A 16,986-nucleotide genomic window follows, 5' to 3' on the forward strand; every position below is an offset into this window, starting at 1 on the left:
AGACCTCGCGGGGTCATCTCCGCCCGTTCGCCTTTGGGCGGCACCTGCGTGTTTTCTCGCGTATTCGGTGTCTTTCCGACTGGTCATTGACTAAATTTTGCGCTACAAGGCCATATCTTCAACACCAGCCAAGGGAGGTTCTCATGCCAAATGACATTCGCATTCGCCTCCCGGCCCCAGTCGTGCCGCTGCTGGCTTAGGTGTTGCTCCGCGGTTCGCCCGCGTTTCCCATTTTTCGATTCGTCATGTGGCTGTCACGGCCATGTCCAAAGACTTTTCCGTTCCGTCGTGAGCCATATTTGTGTCCGCTCACCATGTCACGATGGAGCGATTGATTGCCGGAGCTTGGCCTATGTTTGGCTGGTTTGAAAAACGCCTCGATCCTTTTCCCTCTTCGGCGCCCTCCGTGCCGCCAAAGAAGCTTTTGCCGTTCCTGTGGCATTATGTGAAGCCCGCATGGCCATGGCTCCTGCTGCTCGGCCTGATGTCCATGGGCATCGCGATTGCGGAAGCCATGCTCTACAAATTCCTCGGCAATATCGTCGACTGGCTTTCCACGGCCAATCGCGAGACGTTTTTTGCCGATGAGGGCTGGCATCTGATCGGCATGGCGGCGCTGGTGCTCTTCGTGCTGCCGCTGATGGGCGCGATCCACACCATGACGATGCACCAGACGCTTGCCGGCAATTTCGGCATGATTGCGCGCTGGAAGATGCACCGTTTCCTGCTGCGCCATTCCATGAACTTCTTCGCCAACGAGTTTGCCGGCCGTGTTTCCACCAAGGTGATGCAGACGGCGCTGGCGATCCGCGAAGTGGCGCTGAAGGTGATCGACGTCTTCGTCTATGCGATCAGCTTCGTCGTCTCGATGTTGTTCATGGTCGCGGCGGCGGACTGGCGGCTGGTCATTCCGCTGCTGGTCTGGCTCGGTATCTATATGGCCATCCTCGCTTATTTCGTGCCGAAGCTCGGCCGGCTGGCGCAGGAGCAGGCCGATGCACGCTCGATGATGACGGGCCGGATCGTCGACAGCTACACCAACATCTCGACGATCAAGCTGTTTTCCCATGCGGGGCGCGAGGAAAGATATGCGCGTGAGGGCATGAACGTGTTTCTCGGCACGGTTCACCGCCAGATGCGCAAGATTTCCGGCTTCAACATCCTGATCGACCTCAACAACGCCCTGGTGCTGTTTTCCACGGCGGCGCTCGGTCTTTATTTCTGGATGCAGGGTTCGGTCACGGCCGGTTCGGTCGCCATCGCCATCAGCCTTGCCATGCGCGTCAACGGCATGTCGCAGTGGATCATGTGGGAAGTCACCTCGCTGTTCGAAAATATCGGTACGGTCTATGACGGCATGTCGATGATGACGAAGCCGCACGATATCGTCGACGTTCCGAAGGCACCTCAGCTTGCCGCACCGCAGGGCGCGATCCGTTATGACAATGTCCGTTTCCACTACGGCAAGAACAAGGGCGTTATCGACGGGCTGACGCTTGACATCAAACCGGGCGAAAAGGTCGGTCTGGTCGGGCGCTCGGGTGCGGGCAAGACGACGCTGATGAACCTGCTTCTGCGTTTCTACGATCTGGAAGCGGGCAGGATCACCATCGACGGGCAGGACATTTCCAAGGTGTCGCAGGACAGCCTGCGCGAGCTGATCGGCGTCGTGACGCAGGATACCTCGCTGCTGCACCGGTCGATCCGCGATAACATCGCTTATGGTCACCCCGAAGCCACGGACGAGCAGGTGATCGCGGCGGCGAAGCGGGCGAATGCCTGGGACTTCATCGAAACCCTTGTCGACATGCATGGCCGTCAGGGCCTCGATGCGCAGGTGGGCGAACGCGGCGTGAAGCTCTCCGGCGGCCAGCGCCAGCGTATCGCAATCGCCCGCGTCTTCCTCAAGAACGCGCCGATCCTGGTGCTGGACGAGGCGACTTCGGCGCTCGACTCCGAAGTCGAGGCGGCGATCCAGGAAAACCTGTTCTCGCTGATGGAAGGCAAGACGGTGATCGCGATCGCCCACCGCCTGTCGACGCTGACGGAAATGGACCGGCTCATCATCCTCGACAAGGGCCGGATCGTGGAGGCGGGCAGCCATGCGGAACTGGTGGCGATGGGCGGTATCTATGCCGACCTGTGGCGGCGCCAGTCCGGCGGCTTCATCGCCGACCATGAGGCGGAAGTGGCGGCAGAGTAAGGAAAGACGGAGGGCGGGTTTCCCGCCCTCAGGTTGACAACAAATGCTGAAAACCTCTCCTCCGTCATGCTCGGGCCTGTCCCGAGCATCTGCCACCGTTGAATATTGGACAGGTGGTTAGATCCTCGGGACAGGCCCGAGGATGACGCCCGGCGTGAAGGAAGGTTGTCATCAGTCTCAGGCCGGTGGAACATTCCCCGCCCTTTTTCATTCCCCGAATGTTACCGAAATATAATCTCTTCCCGAAGCCTTCGCGGCTGTTCCCGCTCCGGGAATCCGCCTATATCCGGATCATGGTTATTACCCGCATCTTCGAGTTTTTCGAGAACTGGATAAAGCCCTTCGCCCGCAAGGACCATTTGCGGCCGCCTGAAAGCACGTTCGCCTTTATCTGGTTTTACATCTCGCAGGCCAAGGCGCCGTTTTTCGCCATGCTGGTGCTCGGCGGGCTGACCGCGGCCATCGAGGCGGCGCTGTTCTGGTTCGTCGGGCGGCTGGTGGATATTCTCTCGACGGTAAAGCCGGAAGAGGGCTGGGCGGGGCTGCTTGCGGCCCATGGCGGCGAGCTGGTGGGCATGCTGGTGCTTATCGGCGTCGTGCGTTTTATCGTCACCATGGTAACGGCGCTGGTTGATCAGCAGATCATCACGCCCGGTTTTTACAATCTGGTGCGCTGGCAATCCTATATGCACGTGGCGCGGCAATCGCTGACCTTTTTCCAGAACGATTTTTCCGGCCGCATCGTCACCAAGGTCTGGTCGGGCGGGCAGGCGGCGGGCGATCTCGTCACCTCGCTGATGGAAAGCGTGTGGTTCGTCGGCATTTATTCCGTTTCCATGCTGTTCCTGATTGGCGGGCTGGACTGGCGGCTTGCGGTCGTCGTCGTCGTCTGGGTGGGCATATTCTCGCTGCTGGCGCGCTATTTCGTGCCGCGCATCCGCTACCATTCCAAAGAAACGGCGGAAGCCGCCTCGATGCTCTCCGGCCGCATGGTGGATGCCTATAGCAATATCCAGACGCTCCGGCTGTTCGGGCGCGACGACGCCAATGACCGCTACATGCGGCAGGGTTTCGACATTTTCCAGCATGCGACCATGACATTCACCCGGTTCATCACCGGCGTGCGCGCCTCCATGGCGCTGCTGTCCGGCGTGATGATTACCTCCATGGCGGCGCTCTGCATCGATTTGTGGCTTTCCGGCAAGATCAGTTCCGGTGCGGTGGCCTTCACGCTGGCGCTGGTGCTGCGCCTCAATTTCCTGCTCGGGCGGCTGATGACGCAGTTCAACGGCATCATGCGCAATTTCGGCACGGTGCAGAATGCCGCCGAGCTGATTTCGCAGCCGATCGGTCTCGTCGATGCGCCGGAGGCGACGGTGTTGGAGGTCAGGAAGCCGGGCATCCGTTTCGAAAATGTCAGCTTCCATTACGGGCGCGCGAACGGTGTCATCGACCATCTCAATCTCGAAATCAGGGCGGGCGAGAAGGTTGGCATCGTCGGACGCTCCGGGGCGGGAAAATCCACCCTCGTCAATCTGCTCCTGCGTTTTTACGATGTCGAAAAAGGCCGAATCCTGATCGACGGGCAGGATATCGCCAGGGTGACGCAGGAATCGCTGCGCGCCCATATCGGCATGGTCACACAGGATACGTCGCTGCTGCATCGCTCCATTCGCGACAACATCCTGTTCGGCCGCACCGACGCCACCGAAGCGCAATTGCAGGAGGCGACGCGGCGCGCCAAGGCGGATGATTTCATCGCCAGGCTCGAGGATCAGCGCGGCCGCAAGGGGTTCGACGCACATGTGGGCGAACGCGGCGTGAAATTGTCCGGCGGCCAGCGCCAACGCATCGCAATCGCCCGCGTGATGCTGAAGGACGCACCGGTCCTCGTGCTAGACGAGGCGACGTCGGCGCTCGATTCGGAGGTGGAGGCGGCGATCCAGAGCAATCTGGACGAGTTGATGCAGGGCAAGACGGTGCTGGCCATCGCCCACCGCCTGTCGACCATCGCGGCTCTCGACCGGTTGATCGTGATGGATCAGGGGCGCATCGTCGAACAGGGCAGCCATTCCGATCTCGTTATGCAGGGCGGTCTTTATTCGGAACTCTGGGCGCGGCAGTCGGGCGGTTTCCTTGCCGCGGACGAAGCGGCGCAATAAGGCCTTTGGCTATTTCCCGATCATGAAATCCGCCATCAGGCCATAATGATTGGAACCGAGGCTGTCGGGCAGGCGGGTGGTTTTCATCAGCGTCGCCGGTTCGCGGGCGAAGATGTGGTCGATGGCGATGCCGAAGCGGCCGGCCTCCGTCGGCCATGTGGCGGGTTCGAAGATCGCTTTCTTCAGATCGTTGGCGGCGAGGAAAGCGCGCATGTCAGGGGCGATGCTGGCCGAATTGAAATCTCCGGCCAGAATGAGAGGCCCGGTGACGCGAAAGAGAATTTCACTCACTTCATCGAGTTGATCGCGATGATAATCGTCGAAATAGGGCTTGGTGATATGCCCGGCAGCGATCGTCAGCTCCGTGCCGTCGAGATCGATATGGGCTATGGCGAACCGGTCCCGCCGAAGATCGCTGAGGCTGTGGAAACGGCCTTCCAGCAACGGTCTTTTTGACAGGATGACCAGATCGCATCCGGGCGTTCCGGTGTAACAGCCAAGCCTGTGCGGATAGGTTTGCTGAAGACGCGGCAGGGCCGATTTCAGCGCCGCCGCCTCGAAGAGATAGACCGCATCCGCACCCGATTCGACAATCTTCTCGGCAATTGCATCCGCATTGGCGGCATTGTCCATCAGCACGTTGAAGGAGAGCAGCCGGAAGGGTTTGGCGCCCGGCGCGGGGGTGGCGGATGTGGAAAATTCCTGAAGCATGGCAATGGCATGGATGGCGAGCGCAAGCGACCAGACGACGAGGAGCGCCGAAACCGCGTCGCGCGTCAGCCAGAAAACGAGGCATGAGAGCAGGATACAGACGATGGCGATGTGCAGCTGGAAACTGGTGACGAAGGCGAGAAGCCAGAAATCCGTCACATAACGCAGGCTGGCGACGAAAAGAACGGCAGCCACCGCCGTGGAGACCATGCAAGAGAGCTTCGCCGTCATCCGAATCCCTGCTTTCCGCGCTCTCCCTTGAAGTCTCCTAACATGGTGCATGGATGCGCACAATGTTGCCCGCCTGCCAAGGACGGCGAAAAAATGCGAGCCAAATCGGCCCCCTCCGGCAGAATTACGGCAGCTTTGTGTGCTTTGCTCTTGCCAAGTCAGTCAATATTTTGCGATCAAACACATGACGCGGTTTCTCAAATGCCGCGAGAATGACCAGGACGATGGGACGGAGTTTGTCTTGGATCAAATCATAGCGGGAGGACTCATGCGATTTACGGCAAAAACAGCGCAGAGGATGGTGTAGCGGTGAGCGAGCACGTAACCAATCACGACGCTTCGGGTGAACCGACCCGTCGCGATTTTCTTTACCTAGTGACGGGAATGGCGGGCGCTGTCGGTGCTGCCGCCGTCGCATGGCCCTTTATCGACCAGATGCGTCCCGATGCATCGACGCTGGCGCTCGCCTCCATCGAGGTGGATGTCACGGCCGTCGAGCCGGGCATGTCGCTTACCGTGAAGTGGCGCGGCAAGCCGATTTTCATCCGCAACCGCACGGAGAAGGAAATCGAGGAAGCCAAGGCCGTCGCTCTCGGCGATCTGAAGGATCCCGTGGCGCGCAATGCCAACATCGCCGTCGACGCGCAGGCGACGGATATCGACCGCTCCGCCGGCGAGGGCAAGGAAAACTGGATCGTCATGGTCGGTTCCTGTACCCATCTCGGTTGCGTTCCGCTCGGCCAGGCCGGCGATTTCGGCGGGTGGTTCTGTCCCTGCCATGGCTCGCACTACGATACGGCGGGCCGCATACGTAAGGGTCCGGCGCCGGAAAACCTCGCCATCCCGACATTTGCATTCACATCCGATACCGTGATCAAGATCGGATAAGGGGACAGATATTCATGAGTGGTCATTCCAGTTATCAGCCGTCCACCGGCATCGAAAGGTGGATCGATTCGCGGCTTCCCTTGCCGCGCATGATCTATGACAGCTTCGTTGCCTATCCTGTCCCGCGTAACCTGAACTACGCCTACACCTTCGGCGCGATGCTTTCCGTCATGCTGCTGGTGCAAATCCTCACCGGCGTCGTGCTGGCCATGCATTATGCGGCCGAAACGACGGTCGCCTTCAATTCCGTCGAAAAGATCATGCGCGACGTCAACCACGGCTGGCTGCTGCGCTACATGCATGCCAACGGTGCGTCGTTCTTCTTCATCGCGGTTTACCTGCACATCGCCCGCGGCCTTTATTACGGCTCCTACAAGGCCCCGCGCGAAATCCTCTGGATTCTCGGCTGCGTGATCTTCCTGCTGATGATGGCGACGGGCTTCATGGGCTACGTTCTGCCCTGGGGCCAGATGTCCTTCTGGGGCGCAACCGTCATCACCGGCTTCTTCACGGCCTTCCCCGCCATCGGCGAATGGATCCAGCAGTTCCTGCTCGGCGGCTTTGCCGTGGACCAGCCGACGCTGAACCGCTTCTTTGCGCTTCACTATCTGCTGCCCTTCATGATCGCAGGCGTCGTGATCCTGCACATCTGGGCGCTGCATGTGACCGGCCAGACCAACCCGACCGGCGTTGAAGTGAAGAGCAAGACCGACACGGTTCCCTTCACGCCCTATGCGACGCTGAAGGATGCACTCGGCGTTTCCGTGTTCCTGATCGGTTATGCCTGGTTCGTATTCTACATGCCGAACTTCCTTGGCCACCCCGACAACTACATCATGGCCGATCCGCTGAAGACGCCGGCGCATATCGTTCCGGAATGGTACTTCCTGCCGTTCTACGCCATGCTGCGCGCCATCACCTTCAACATCTGGATCATCGATTCCAAGCTGGGCGGCGTTCTCGTGATGTTCGGCGCGATCGTCGTGCTGTTCTTCCTGCCCTGGCTCGATACGTCGAAGGTGCGTTCCGCCGTCTATCGCCCCTGGTACAAGATGTTCTTCTGGCTGTTCGTGGTCAATGCCATCATGCTCGGCTGGCTGGGTTCACGCCCGGCGGAAGGAACTGGCCTGATCGGCCTGCTCACCGGCGAGCTGAAAGGCAATTATGTCGGCTATTCGCAGCTCGGCACGCTTTATTACTTCGGTTTCTTCCTCGTCATCATGCCGATCCTCGGTCTGGTCGAAACGCCCCGGCGTATTCCGAATTCGATTACCGAGGCCGTTCTCGAAAAGAACGCCGCCAAGACGGGTGCCGCATCTGCGGCTGCCGAAGTCTGAGCGCGAAGGAAGGATGACGACAATGAAGACGCTTCTCACGAGCATCGCGCTTTTCGCCGCCATCGGCTGTTCCGTCACCGTCGCTTCGGCGGCGGAGGAGAGCCACGATCTCGCCGCCCAGGCCACGCATGCGATCGCCGGCAATCACTTCCCGGTCATCAAGCCCGAGGAACAGAGCTGGTCCTTTGCCGGACCCTTCGGCAAATACGACAAGGGCCAGCTGCAACGCGGCCTGAAGGTCTATAAGGAAGTCTGCTCCGCCTGCCATTCCATGAGCCTCGTTTCCTTCCGCACGCTGGAGGATCTCGGTTATTCGGACGAGCAGGTGAAGGCTTTTGCCGCGGAATATGAAGTGCAGGACGGGCCGAACGCCGATGGCGAAATGTACAATCGCAAGGCCGTGCCTTCCGATCATTTCCCTTCGCCTTTCCCCAACCATGAGGCGGCCGCTGCCGCCAACGGTGGAGCGGCCCCGCCCGACATGTCGCTGCTCGCCAAGGCGCGTGGCGTGGAGCGCGGCTTTCCGCAATTCATCATCGACATGATCCCGATCGTCGGTGGTTACCAGGAAGGCGGCCCGGATTACATCCATGCGCTGCTGACCGGATATCAGGATCCGCCTGCCGGCATAAAAAACCCGGATGGTTCGGAGTACAAGGTGTCGGAAGGCACGCACTTCAATCCGTACTTCGTCAGCGCCACTTCCTTAAAGATGGCGCCGCCGATCAGTGCCGATCAGGTAACCTATGACGACGGCGCACCGCAGACCGTGGACCAATATTCCAAGGACGTTGCTGCGTTCCTGATGTGGGCGGCAGAACCGCATCTGGAAGAGCGCAAGCGCACCGGCTTCATGGTCATGGTGTTCCTGTTCATCTTCACGGCGCTGATCTATCTCACCAAGAAATCGGTCTACGCCAACAAGGAACATTGATCGGCATTCAGAAGATGCCTGTCAGTCATTGGCCCCCACGGTCTTCCGTGGGGGCCTTTTCATGTGTCGAGAGGGATGGTGGAAATGACGAAAATTCGTAACGGCGGCTGCCTGTGCGGCTCCATCCGCTTCGAAGCGAAGGGCGAGCCCGGTAATCCGCACACTTGCTCCTGCGATATCTGCCAGCGGCATTCTGGCGCCCCCAGCCTTGCCTGGGTGGAGTTCGAGAAGGATGCGGTGACATGGACGGGAGAGGGCGGCGCGCCTTCGACTTTCCGATCCTCCGATTATTCCAGCCGGGCCTTCTGCCCGATCTGCGGCAGCACGCTTGGCGCCATCGACGACGCGCCGACGGTTGCGCTGGTCTCGGGAAGTTTCGATGACAGGGACGACGAGGCGCTGCGGCCCCTGTCGCATTCCTTCGAGGATGTCTGCCCTGCCTGGGCGCGGATCGAGGGAATGTCGCCGGCGGAATGAGCGCCGGTCCTTTTTAGTTGGTCCGCAGCCGTCAAGTTGATAGGGTGGCCCGAACCTTCTGATCCATTTCCCTTATCTCAACTGGAAATACCATGACCGTTATCGCTTCGGAGCTTTCCGCTGCCATCCGCTCCATTCCCGACTATCCGAAGCCGGGCATCATCTTCCGTGACATCACGACGCTGCTCGGCAACCCCCGCGCTTTTCGCCGTGCCGTGGACGAACTCGTGCAGCCCTATGCGGGAACGAAGATCGACAAGATCGCCGGCATGGAAGCACGCGGCTTCATTCTGGGCGGTGCGGTGGCGCATCAGCTATCTGCCGGTTTCGTGCCGATCCGCAAGAAGGGCAAGCTGCCGCACACCACCGTCCGTGTCGCCTACAGCCTTGAATACGGCGTCGACGAAATGGAAATGCATGTGGATGCGGTCCAGCCGGGCGAAAAGGTCATTCTGGTCGACGACCTGATTGCCACCGGCGGCACCGCTGAAGGCGCGGTCAAGCTGCTGCGGCAGATGGGTGCAGAGATCGTTTCCGCCTGTTTCGTTATCGACCTGCCCGATCTCGGTGGCCGCAAGAAGCTGGAAGACCTCGGTGTCGAGGTGCGGACGCTGGTGGAGTTTTCCGGCCACTGAGATGGTAACGGGGCAATGGTGACGCTATTGCCCCGATGCTTTTCTATTCGAATTCCAGAACGCCGCTCTGGAAGGTCAGCACCGTCTCTCCAGACTGGTTGACGCCCTCGTTAAATGTGGTGTTCAGCCAGACGCCAGCTCTGGATTCCAGCGCTCGGGTGTCGAGCAGGGTCACGAAATAGGTGACATCGTCTCCGGCAAAGACCGGTTTTTTCCATTTCAGTTCGCGAAAGCCGGGGGAGGGGCCGAGTTTGGGCGGCTCAAGGCCCTGTAGCTTCAACCTTTTCACCTCTTTGGCCCAGTGAGAGAGGAAGCATTTCATCCAGCCTGCGCCGGTGTGCCAGCCGGAAGCGCAGAGAGCGCCGAAAACGCTGTTCTTTGCGGCTTCCGCGTCGAGATGAAAGGGCTGCGGATCGAAATCGCGGGCGAAACGGATGATGTCTTCGGCGGAAAAATGCAGCGTATCGAGGGTGACGCGTTCGCCGATGGGAGAAAGTTCTGCCAGTTTCATGCTGCAACGCCTCCATCGCCGCGCATCAGGAACATCACGGTGTTTTCGCCGTGCGATACCAGAACGCCGCGCTGGTTATAAAGCTCGTGGCGTAATTTCACGAGGCCGATGCCGGGGCGCGAAGCGGAGGGCCGCTGTTCCAGCACTATGGATTTTCCGACAAGCGTATCGCCCGCCAGAACCGGCTTTTTCCAGTCGACGAAATCGATGCCCGGGCTGCCCTGTGAGGTCGAATTCGAGATGTAGCTGTCCGCCATCATCCGCATCAACAGGCTGCAGGTATGCCAGCCGGAAGCCGCCAGTCCGCCGAGAATGCTCTGGCGGCCAGCCTCTTCGGAAAGATGCATCGGCTGTGGGTCGAATTCGCTGGCGAAGGCGATGATCTGCTCTGCGGAGATCGATTGCGGGCCCAACGGAAATTCCCGACCGACGGAAAAATCCTCATAGGCATATGGCGCGACCGGCGTCATGGTTTCCTCCCTTCGCACAGTCAATATCGGCGGCATCTAAAATGATTTTTCCCTTTACGTAAAGGTCAAATCGGGGATGCGATGCGGAGGAATGGGGCGAGCGGGTGCTGCTTGTTCCTTCTCCCCGAGGGGGAGAAGGTCGCGGCAGCGGGATAAGGGGGCAGGGTAGAGATATTCGGAGAGCTTGCCCCCTCATCCGACCCTTCGGGCCACCTTCTCCCCGGCGGGGGAGAAGAAACCGTGCCGCAATGTTCGGTTACCCTTCTTGGCGGACCTTATCGAAGTCGCCAAAGGCCGGATCAGGTATTGAAGCGGAAGTGGATGACGTCGCCGTCCTGAACCACATATTCCTTGCCTTCGTCGCGAGCCTTGCCGGCTTCCTTCGCGCCGACTTCGCCCTTGAAGGCGACATAGTCGTTGTAAGCGATGGTGTTGGCGCGGATGAAGCCGCGTTCGAAATCGGAGTGGATGACGCCGGCGGCCTGCGGGGCCTTGGTGCCGCGCTCGATGGTCCAGGCGCGGCATTCCTTCGGGCCGACGGTGAAATAGGTGATGAGATCGAGCAGCTTGTAGCCGGCGCGGATCAGGCGGTCGAGGCCTGCCTCCTCGAGCCCGAGGGCGGAGAGGAATTCCTTCGCCTCTTCATCGGGAAGCTGCGCGACCTCGGATTCGATCGCCGCGGAGATGACGACGGATTCGGCGCCCTGGGCCTTCGCCATTTCAGCAACGGCCTTGGTATGTTCGTTGCCGTCGACGGCATCGCTTTCGGCGACGTTGCAGACGTAGAGAACCGGATGCGCGGTGAGGAGGTTGAGGCCCTGAAGGATGCGCAGTTCCTCGGCATCCAGCGTGGAGAGCAGGGTGCGGACGGGCTTGCCTTCGTTCAGAAGCTTGAGCGATGCTTCCATCAGCGGCAGCTGCGCCAGCGATTCCTTGTCCTTGCCGGTGGCGCGTTTGCGGGTCTGTTCCGTGCGGCGCTCAAGGCTTTCGAGATCGGAAAGCATCAGCTCGGTCTCGATGGTTTCGGCATCGGCCACCGGGTTGATGCGGCCTTCGACGTGGGTGATGTCGTCATCCTCGAAGCAGCGCAGAACGTGAACCACGGCGTCCACTTCGCGGATATTGGCGAGGAACTGGTTGCCGAGGCCTTCGCCCTTCGATGCGCCGCGCACCAGGCCGGCGATGTCGACGAAGGAGATGCGGGTGGGGATGATTTCCTTCGAGCCGGCAATGTCGGCGAGGATTTTCATGCGCGCATCCGGAACCGCCACTTCGCCGGTATTCGGCTCGATGGTGCAGAAGGGATAGTTGGCCGCCTGCGCCGCTGCCGTTTTCGTCAGCGCGTTGAAGAGAGTGGACTTGCCGACATTTGGCAATCCAACGATACCGCATTTGAAGCCCATGGCTTGAAACCTGTCCGTTTGAAAGAATTCGTTGAGGAGCCTTTTGCGGAAACGGCAGGGCAAGGTCAAGCCCGCGGGCTGATTTGTGCGGGCAAAGCCCCTTTAATGGTGCGGAATTTCGGGCAGGGTTGCCGATGCCACGGTTGCGGCGCAATATAAGCGGGTCAAGCGATCGATCTTTCGTCATCAACGGGGTTTTCCCATGAACAACCGCGATGAGCGACAGGCACGAGCGACCATGATGAGTGACAGTCCTGTCGATCTCAAGCCGAAACCGAAAGTCAAACCGAAGCTGGAGCGGCCGAAGCTCTACAAGGTCATTCTGCTGAATGACGACTATACGCCGCGCGATTTCGTGACCGTCGTCCTGAAAGCCATCTTCCGCATGAGTGAGGAGACCGGCCACCGGGTGATGATGACGGCGCACCGCTTCGGCAGCGCGGTCGTCGTTGTCTGCGAGCGCGATATCGCCGAGACCAAGGCCAAGGAAGCGACCGACCTCGGCAAGGAAGCGGGATTTCCGCTGATGTTCACCACCGAGCCGGAGGAGTGAGCGTTAATCCTGCCTTATCTGAAAGCCCGTCTTGTTCTGCACGAAACCGCAGCTTTCGTAAAATGCATGGACCTCCGGACGCTGCCGGCCGGTCAGCAGCATCACCTTGTAGCAGTTCGCCGCAAAAGCCGCCTCGACGGCATGGCGCACCACCGCGCGGCCATATCCGCGGCCGCGACGGTTTTCCAGCGTCACCACGTTTTCGATAAGGGCATAGGGACGGGCGGCGCGCGTCAGGTTCGGAACGATCTGGAGCGTGGCGGTGGCGACTGTTTCTTCGCCTTCGGTCGCAAGAAACACGGTCAGGCCCGGCTGGGCGAGCATGGCCGCGAAAGCCGTGTTCGCTTCTTCTGCCGTCATTTCAGGGTCGGACGGATTGAGCGCCCGGTAAAGGTCAAGCAATCCGGCCAGATCGCCGGCTCCGGCTGCGCGAAGGACGGAGGGCTCCGAAGACATTCGCGATCTAGTCCTTCTTGCTGAACATGCGTTTCAGCATTTCTGCCATCGGGCCGGTTTCCGGTAGCTTTTTCGGCTGGGCGCTGTTGCGTGCCTGATGGATGTGGGACTGTGCGGCGGGCTTGGCTGCCTTGGCCGGCTTTTCGGCTTCCGGCTTGCTGCCCGTGGCCAGCGCCAGCTTGTTCATCAGCTGCGAATCCTCGGCTTTCACCAGCATGGCGGCGTTATCGGCAATGGCGTCCAGAAGCGGATCGAGCCAGACCCGGTCTGCCTTGGCGAAATCGCCGAGCACATGGCCGTGCACACGCTCCTTGTCACCGGGATGGCCGATGCCGAGACGCAGGCGGCGATAGTCCTTGCCGCAATGAGCGTCGAGCGATTTCAGGCCGTTATGGCCGCCATGGCCGCCGCCGGTCTTGATGCGGGCGCGGCCGGCCGGCAAATCCAGTTCGTCATGGATGGCGATGATGTCTGCCGGCGCAAGCTTGAAGAAGCGCATGGCTTCGCCGACGGATTCACCCGAAAGGTTCATATAGGTCAGCGGCTTCATCAGCAGAACCTTTTCACCGCCGATCTCGCCTTCGGAAATCTCCGCCTTGAATTTTTTCGACCAGGGCGCAAAGGACGGCAGGCGCTGCAGCGCATCGACGGCCATGAAGCCGATATTGTGACGGTTTCCCGCATATTGCGCGCCGGGATTGCCGAGGCCTGCGATGATCTTCATGGGGCATGTCCGCGTGTTGCCAGATGATGCTGTTGTCACCACCCCGAAAACCGCCGGCTGTCAATCTTTTTATGGAGTTTAGGATGGGCTCAGGGGCTGACGAGATTGTAGCGGTCGAATATCCGCTGCTGCGTTCCATCGGCGATCAGCCTGTCCAGCCGGGCCTGTAATTTCGCGATGACCTCGTCGGGCACGCTTTTGTTGCAGGCAAGCCCAAGCTGCTGCCGCGAGAGAGTTATCACTTCGCTGAAAGTGTCGGCGGGCAGGCTTTTGAAGGTGCTTTCAGACATCGGCATCAGGTCGATGCGGCCGGCCTTCAGCTTGTGAAGCGTGATCTCGAAATCCGCGCCGACATCCACCTGCGGGAAACCGAGCTTTTCCAGAAGCGCTTCGGTGTAATCTCCACGCTGGGTTCCCACCCGATATTTCCTGGCTTCCTCAAGGCTGGAGGCTTCGATATTCGCGTTGCGGCGCGCCACGAGAATGTTGCGGTCGACATGGATCGGCGAGACCCATTTGAACTGCTTTTCCCGCTCCGGTGTTCTCGCAGCGGCGAAGACGCAGTGCATGGCCTGCGTTCTGGCCAGTGCGATGGCCCGCGCCCAGGGCATGACGGCGACTTCGTAACTGGTGCCGGTGTCCTCGAGCACGGTTCTGAGCTGGTCGAAATAGACACCCCGCACGCTGCCGTCGCTGGCCTGCAGATTATAGGGCGGATAGACCTCGGTGGTCAGGAAGAGCTTGGCCGCGCTGGCCGGAGTGGCGAGCGCAAGAAAGATCAGGCAAAAGCGGATCAATCCCATGGCTGCCCCCTGCGGTTCATGCTTGCCGCGCCGTGGCGCGGTTTTGCCCGGACGCCGTGTCGAGTGAGGCGATCAGCCTTTCGACCGGCTGCGGACGTGCGAAGAAATAACCCTGCCCGAAATCAGCACCTATATCGGTCAGAAGCGCTTTCTGTTCTTCCGTCTCGACGCCTTCGGCAATGACGGCGCAATTCATCTTGTGCGAGATGGCCGCGATGCCTTCGACCAGCATGCGGTTGCGCTGCCTGATGTCCATCCTGTCGTCGCAGATAGAGCGGGTGAAGGACTGGTCGATCTTGACGATATCGACCGGAAAACGGCTGAGATAGCTGAGCGAGGAATAACCCGTGCCGAAATCATCCAGAGCGATGCGGCAGCCGAGTTGGTGGATGGCATTGAGGATCGCCCGGATTTGCGGATCGTCCTTCATGATAACGGCTTCGGTGATCTCGATGACCAGCCGTCTGGGAAGAATGCCGTGGCGGTGCAGAACGCCGGCAATGCGCGTCGGCAATCCCGGTTCGAATTGCAACGGCGAGAAATTCACCGCCACATAGGTCTGCTCCATGCCCGGCAGGCGCGACAGCCTGGCGAGATTGGCGATCGACTGATCGAGAATGACATTGCCGATGCGGTGGATAGTGCCGTTTTCTTCCGCAAGGCTGACGATTGCGGCCGGGGAAAGCAGGCCCTTGTCCGGGTGGTTGAGACGCAGCAGCGCTTCGAAACCCGCCGTCTGGCCGGTGGCGAGGTTTTGAATCGGCTGGAAATAGGCCTCGAACCAGTCTTCGGAAAGCGCCTGCGCGATATCCCGTTCCAGTTCGGCATGTTCGCGCGCCCGATCCATGATCGAACTGTCGAAGACCTGCGAGCCGTTCTTGCCCGTGCGCTTGCGGGTATACATGGCCATGTCGGCATTCTGCAAAAGCTCGGAGGCGCTCGCGGCGTGAAGGGGATAGACCGCCATGCCGATGCTGGCGCTGAGGCGGATGCTGTTGCTTTCGATCTCGAAGGGCGTGTCCAGCATGGCGCAGATGCGCTCGCAGAATTGCAGGGCGCGCTCTTCCACCTTGTCGCCAGCCAGAAGAATGGCGAATTCGTCGCCGCCAAGCCGCGATGCGCTGTCCAGCGGCGTCAGCAGCGGCTCGAGCTTCAGCGTGAACTGTTTGAGAACGGCGTCGCCTGCGGCATGGCCGAGATTGTCGTTGATCGCCTTGAACCGGTCGAGGTCTATGAACAGGCAGGCCAGCTCGCTGCCATTGCGGTCCGCATCGCGGATCTGCAGGTCGAGAATGGCCTCGAAGCCCTGGCGATTGAAAAGGCCGGTCAGGTGGTCGGAAATGGCCTGCTGGCGGTTGCGCTTTTCCGACTGGCGCAGTTCGGTCACGTCCGTCATGACACAGAGGCAGGTGCTTTGATGGGCCGCATCGCCGGAATCGAGGGCCTTTTCGAGGATGAGCGCATCCATGACGCTGCCATCCATGCAATGGAAACGCACGGTGATGCCGCTATGCGAGGCATCGGGCAAGGGATGAGCCGTCTTGCGCTGCTGGAACAGAAGCCTGTCATCGGGATGGATGAGATCGGCGAAATTCAGGCCGAGTATCCGGGTGCGGTCGTAACCGGTCGCCTGCACCCAATAGTCACTGACGGCGGCAATGCGGTCGTGCCTGTCGAGCGAAAACAGCATGGCGGGCGTGCGGTTGTAGATTTCCGTCTTACGCTCATGCGCATTCTTGATCTCCAGCTCTTCCTTTTCGAGCTGGGTCTGCATTTCGTTGAAGCTTTTCGCCAGCCGGCCGATTTCGTCCTTCGAACGCCAGTCGACGTGGTGGCGCGAGCCGAGACGCCGCGTCGCCTCGATGGCGGCCGCCAGCCGCATCAGCGGGCGGATGACCATGAAGCGGTTGCCGGCGATGGCGGCAAGAACGATGGTAAGGACGGCGAGGATGAAAATCGTGATGAAGGCCAGTTCGGTGCGGCTCAAAGAGGTCAGAAGGCTGACATTGTCGTAATAGATCGTCAGTTGCCCGACGGTGACGGAGCCCTTCGTGGTCTTATAGGTCACTTCGCGCGTCGTTAAGGCTGCATCCTGAATGATGTCGCTGCCGGCCGTCTGGACGATATCGAGCTGGCCGGACGTATCCCTGACCTCGACCATCCTGATCATGGGGTCGGAGATGAGGGTGCCGGTAATCTGGTTTATGGTGTCGTCATCAAGGTCCCACAGGGGCCGGGCCAGCGCCTGCGCATTGGTCGAAAGCAGAATCTCAAGGTGGTTACGCTGGCTGCGAATGGCCTCGTGGTAGGAGAGCGTCAGCAAAAGCGTGAAGAGCGGGGCGACCACTGTAAGAAGTGCGCCGGAAACAATCGCGATAAAGCGACTTTCGACGGAATGAGCCATGTTCGATTGCAGCTACCCTTTGCCCCAGACTTGCTGCGCTCCGCTTCGTCCGCCCGGAGGGTTTTGCGAGGATTTTCGGCAAAA

16 protein-coding genes are annotated in these 16,986 nt (G+C 60.1%); 8 read left to right on the top strand and 8 right to left on the bottom strand.

The window, feature by feature from the left end; translation table 11 throughout:
- Nucleotides 1-352 precede the first annotated feature (352 nt).
- Both EM858_RS20360 and EM858_RS20365 read left to right on the top strand, forming a co-directional pair.
- Complete coding sequence (locus EM858_RS20360; protein WP_065655704.1) at nucleotides 353-2,203, top strand: ABC transporter ATP-binding protein; 1,851 nt, start codon at nucleotides 353-355, stop codon at nucleotides 2,201-2,203.
- Between the two features lie 293 nt (nucleotides 2,204-2,496).
- Complete coding sequence (locus tag EM858_RS20365; RefSeq protein ID WP_127757828.1) at nucleotides 2,497-4,365, top strand: ABC transporter ATP-binding protein; 1,869 nt, start codon at nucleotides 2,497-2,499, stop codon at nucleotides 4,363-4,365.
- Between the two features lie 9 nt (nucleotides 4,366-4,374).
- Here the strand turns inward: EM858_RS20365 and EM858_RS20370 are convergent, their stop codons facing one another.
- Nucleotides 4,375-5,307, bottom strand: a complete 933-nt coding sequence (locus tag EM858_RS20370) for an endonuclease/exonuclease/phosphatase family protein (protein WP_127757799.1) — start codon at nucleotides 5,305-5,307, stop codon at nucleotides 4,375-4,377.
- A gap of 309 nt (nucleotides 5,308-5,616) precedes the next feature.
- Between EM858_RS20370 and petA the strand changes: the two genes are divergently transcribed.
- The 5 genes from petA to EM858_RS20395 all read left to right on the top strand — a co-directional run bounded on the left by petA (nucleotide 5,617) and on the right by EM858_RS20395 (nucleotide 9,578).
- Nucleotides 5,617-6,195, top strand: a complete 579-nt coding sequence (gene petA, locus EM858_RS20375) for a ubiquinol-cytochrome c reductase iron-sulfur subunit (RefSeq protein WP_080816272.1) — start codon at nucleotides 5,617-5,619, stop codon at nucleotides 6,193-6,195.
- A gap of 14 nt (nucleotides 6,196-6,209) precedes the next feature.
- On the top strand, nucleotides 6,210-7,532 hold the full coding sequence (locus tag EM858_RS20380; protein ID WP_080816276.1) for a cytochrome b N-terminal domain-containing protein: 1,323 nt from the start codon (nucleotides 6,210-6,212) through the stop codon (nucleotides 7,530-7,532).
- Nucleotides 7,533-7,554: 22 nt separating this feature from the next.
- Nucleotides 7,555-8,466: a cytochrome c1 gene (locus EM858_RS20385; RefSeq protein ID WP_127757800.1), complete on the top strand. Its 912-nt coding sequence runs from the start codon at nucleotides 7,555-7,557 to the stop codon at nucleotides 8,464-8,466.
- An 84-nt stretch (nucleotides 8,467-8,550) separates the two neighbouring features.
- Nucleotides 8,551-8,943: a GFA family protein gene (locus tag EM858_RS20390; protein ID WP_080818658.1), complete on the top strand. Its 393-nt coding sequence runs from the start codon at nucleotides 8,551-8,553 to the stop codon at nucleotides 8,941-8,943.
- Nucleotides 8,944-9,035: 92 nt separating this feature from the next.
- Entirely contained in the window at nucleotides 9,036-9,578 is a 543-nt protein-coding gene (locus tag EM858_RS20395) for an adenine phosphoribosyltransferase (RefSeq protein ID WP_003494623.1), read from the top strand.
- A gap of 43 nt (nucleotides 9,579-9,621) precedes the next feature.
- Here EM858_RS20395 and EM858_RS20400 read toward each other — a convergent pair whose 3' ends face one another.
- The 3 genes from EM858_RS20400 to ychF form a co-directional block, all read right to left on the bottom strand.
- On the bottom strand, nucleotides 9,622-10,089 hold the full coding sequence (locus tag EM858_RS20400; RefSeq protein ID WP_003523106.1) for a MaoC family dehydratase: 468 nt from the start codon (nucleotides 10,087-10,089) through the stop codon (nucleotides 9,622-9,624).
- A complete protein-coding gene (locus tag EM858_RS20405; RefSeq protein ID WP_127757801.1) occupies nucleotides 10,086-10,559 on the bottom strand; it encodes a MaoC family dehydratase in 474 nt (157 codons plus the stop codon). Before EM858_RS20405 ends, EM858_RS20400 begins: the two co-directional genes overlap by 4 nt.
- 299 nt (nucleotides 10,560-10,858) lie before the next feature.
- On the bottom strand, nucleotides 10,859-11,962 hold the full coding sequence (gene ychF, locus EM858_RS20410; protein ID WP_035260423.1) for a redox-regulated ATPase YchF: 1,104 nt from the start codon (nucleotides 11,960-11,962) through the stop codon (nucleotides 10,859-10,861).
- Nucleotides 11,963-12,203: 241 nt separating this feature from the next.
- On the opposite strand from ychF, the gene clpS reads away from it, so the two are divergent.
- Complete coding sequence (gene clpS, locus EM858_RS20415; protein WP_026363868.1) at nucleotides 12,204-12,515, top strand: ATP-dependent Clp protease adapter ClpS; 312 nt, start codon at nucleotides 12,204-12,206, stop codon at nucleotides 12,513-12,515.
- A 3-nt stretch (nucleotides 12,516-12,518) separates the two neighbouring features.
- Here clpS and EM858_RS20420 read toward each other — a convergent pair whose 3' ends face one another.
- The 4 genes from EM858_RS20420 to EM858_RS20435 all read right to left on the bottom strand — a co-directional run bounded on the left by EM858_RS20420 (nucleotide 12,519) and on the right by EM858_RS20435 (nucleotide 16,902).
- Complete coding sequence (locus tag EM858_RS20420) at nucleotides 12,519-12,971, bottom strand: GNAT family N-acetyltransferase (RefSeq protein WP_127757802.1); 453 nt, start codon at nucleotides 12,969-12,971, stop codon at nucleotides 12,519-12,521.
- Nucleotides 12,972-12,978: 7 nt separating this feature from the next.
- Nucleotides 12,979-13,695, bottom strand: a complete 717-nt coding sequence (pth, locus tag EM858_RS20425) for an aminoacyl-tRNA hydrolase (protein WP_080816291.1) — start codon at nucleotides 13,693-13,695, stop codon at nucleotides 12,979-12,981.
- Nucleotides 13,696-13,784: 89 nt separating this feature from the next.
- Nucleotides 13,785-14,498: a transporter substrate-binding domain-containing protein gene (locus EM858_RS20430; protein ID WP_127757803.1), complete on the bottom strand. Its 714-nt coding sequence runs from the start codon at nucleotides 14,496-14,498 to the stop codon at nucleotides 13,785-13,787.
- A 16-nt stretch (nucleotides 14,499-14,514) separates the two neighbouring features.
- Nucleotides 14,515-16,902 (bottom strand): EAL domain-containing protein, encoded by a 2,388-nt coding sequence (locus tag EM858_RS20435; RefSeq protein ID WP_127757804.1) that lies wholly within the window; start codon nucleotides 16,900-16,902, stop codon nucleotides 14,515-14,517.
- Nucleotides 16,903-16,986 lie beyond the last annotated feature (84 nt).

The sequence above is a fragment of the Agrobacterium sp. CNPSo 2736 genome, from assembly GCF_004005385.1.
GTDB lineage: Bacteria > Pseudomonadota > Alphaproteobacteria > Rhizobiales > Rhizobiaceae > Agrobacterium > Agrobacterium leguminum.

Coding starts and splice junctions, on each gene's coding strand:
- EM858_RS20435 (WP_127757804.1), bottom strand. CDS start 16,902: ATGGCTCATTCCGTCGAAAGTCGCTTTATCGCGATTGTTTCCGGCGCA.
- EM858_RS20365 (WP_127757828.1), top strand. CDS start 2,497: ATGGTTATTACCCGCATCTTCGAGTTTTTCGAGAACTGGATAAAGCCC.
- EM858_RS20395 (WP_003494623.1), top strand. CDS start 9,036: ATGACCGTTATCGCTTCGGAGCTTTCCGCTGCCATCCGCTCCATTCCC.
- EM858_RS20360 (WP_065655704.1), top strand. CDS start 353: ATGTTTGGCTGGTTTGAAAAACGCCTCGATCCTTTTCCCTCTTCGGCG.
- clpS (WP_026363868.1), top strand. CDS start 12,204: ATGAGTGACAGTCCTGTCGATCTCAAGCCGAAACCGAAAGTCAAACCG.
- EM858_RS20420 (WP_127757802.1), bottom strand. CDS start 12,971: ATGTCTTCGGAGCCCTCCGTCCTTCGCGCAGCCGGAGCCGGCGATCTG.
- EM858_RS20370 (WP_127757799.1), bottom strand. CDS start 5,307: ATGACGGCGAAGCTCTCTTGCATGGTCTCCACGGCGGTGGCTGCCGTT.
- EM858_RS20430 (WP_127757803.1), bottom strand. CDS start 14,498: ATGGGATTGATCCGCTTTTGCCTGATCTTTCTTGCGCTCGCCACTCCG.
- EM858_RS20380 (WP_080816276.1), top strand. CDS start 6,210: ATGAGTGGTCATTCCAGTTATCAGCCGTCCACCGGCATCGAAAGGTGG.
- EM858_RS20385 (WP_127757800.1), top strand. CDS start 7,555: ATGAAGACGCTTCTCACGAGCATCGCGCTTTTCGCCGCCATCGGCTGT.
- EM858_RS20405 (WP_127757801.1), bottom strand. CDS start 10,559: ATGACGCCGGTCGCGCCATATGCCTATGAGGATTTTTCCGTCGGTCGG.
- EM858_RS20390 (WP_080818658.1), top strand. CDS start 8,551: ATGACGAAAATTCGTAACGGCGGCTGCCTGTGCGGCTCCATCCGCTTC.
- pth (WP_080816291.1), bottom strand. CDS start 13,695: ATGAAGATCATCGCAGGCCTCGGCAATCCCGGCGCGCAATATGCGGGA.
- ychF (WP_035260423.1), bottom strand. CDS start 11,962: ATGGGCTTCAAATGCGGTATCGTTGGATTGCCAAATGTCGGCAAGTCC.
- EM858_RS20400 (WP_003523106.1), bottom strand. CDS start 10,089: ATGAAACTGGCAGAACTTTCTCCCATCGGCGAACGCGTCACCCTCGAT.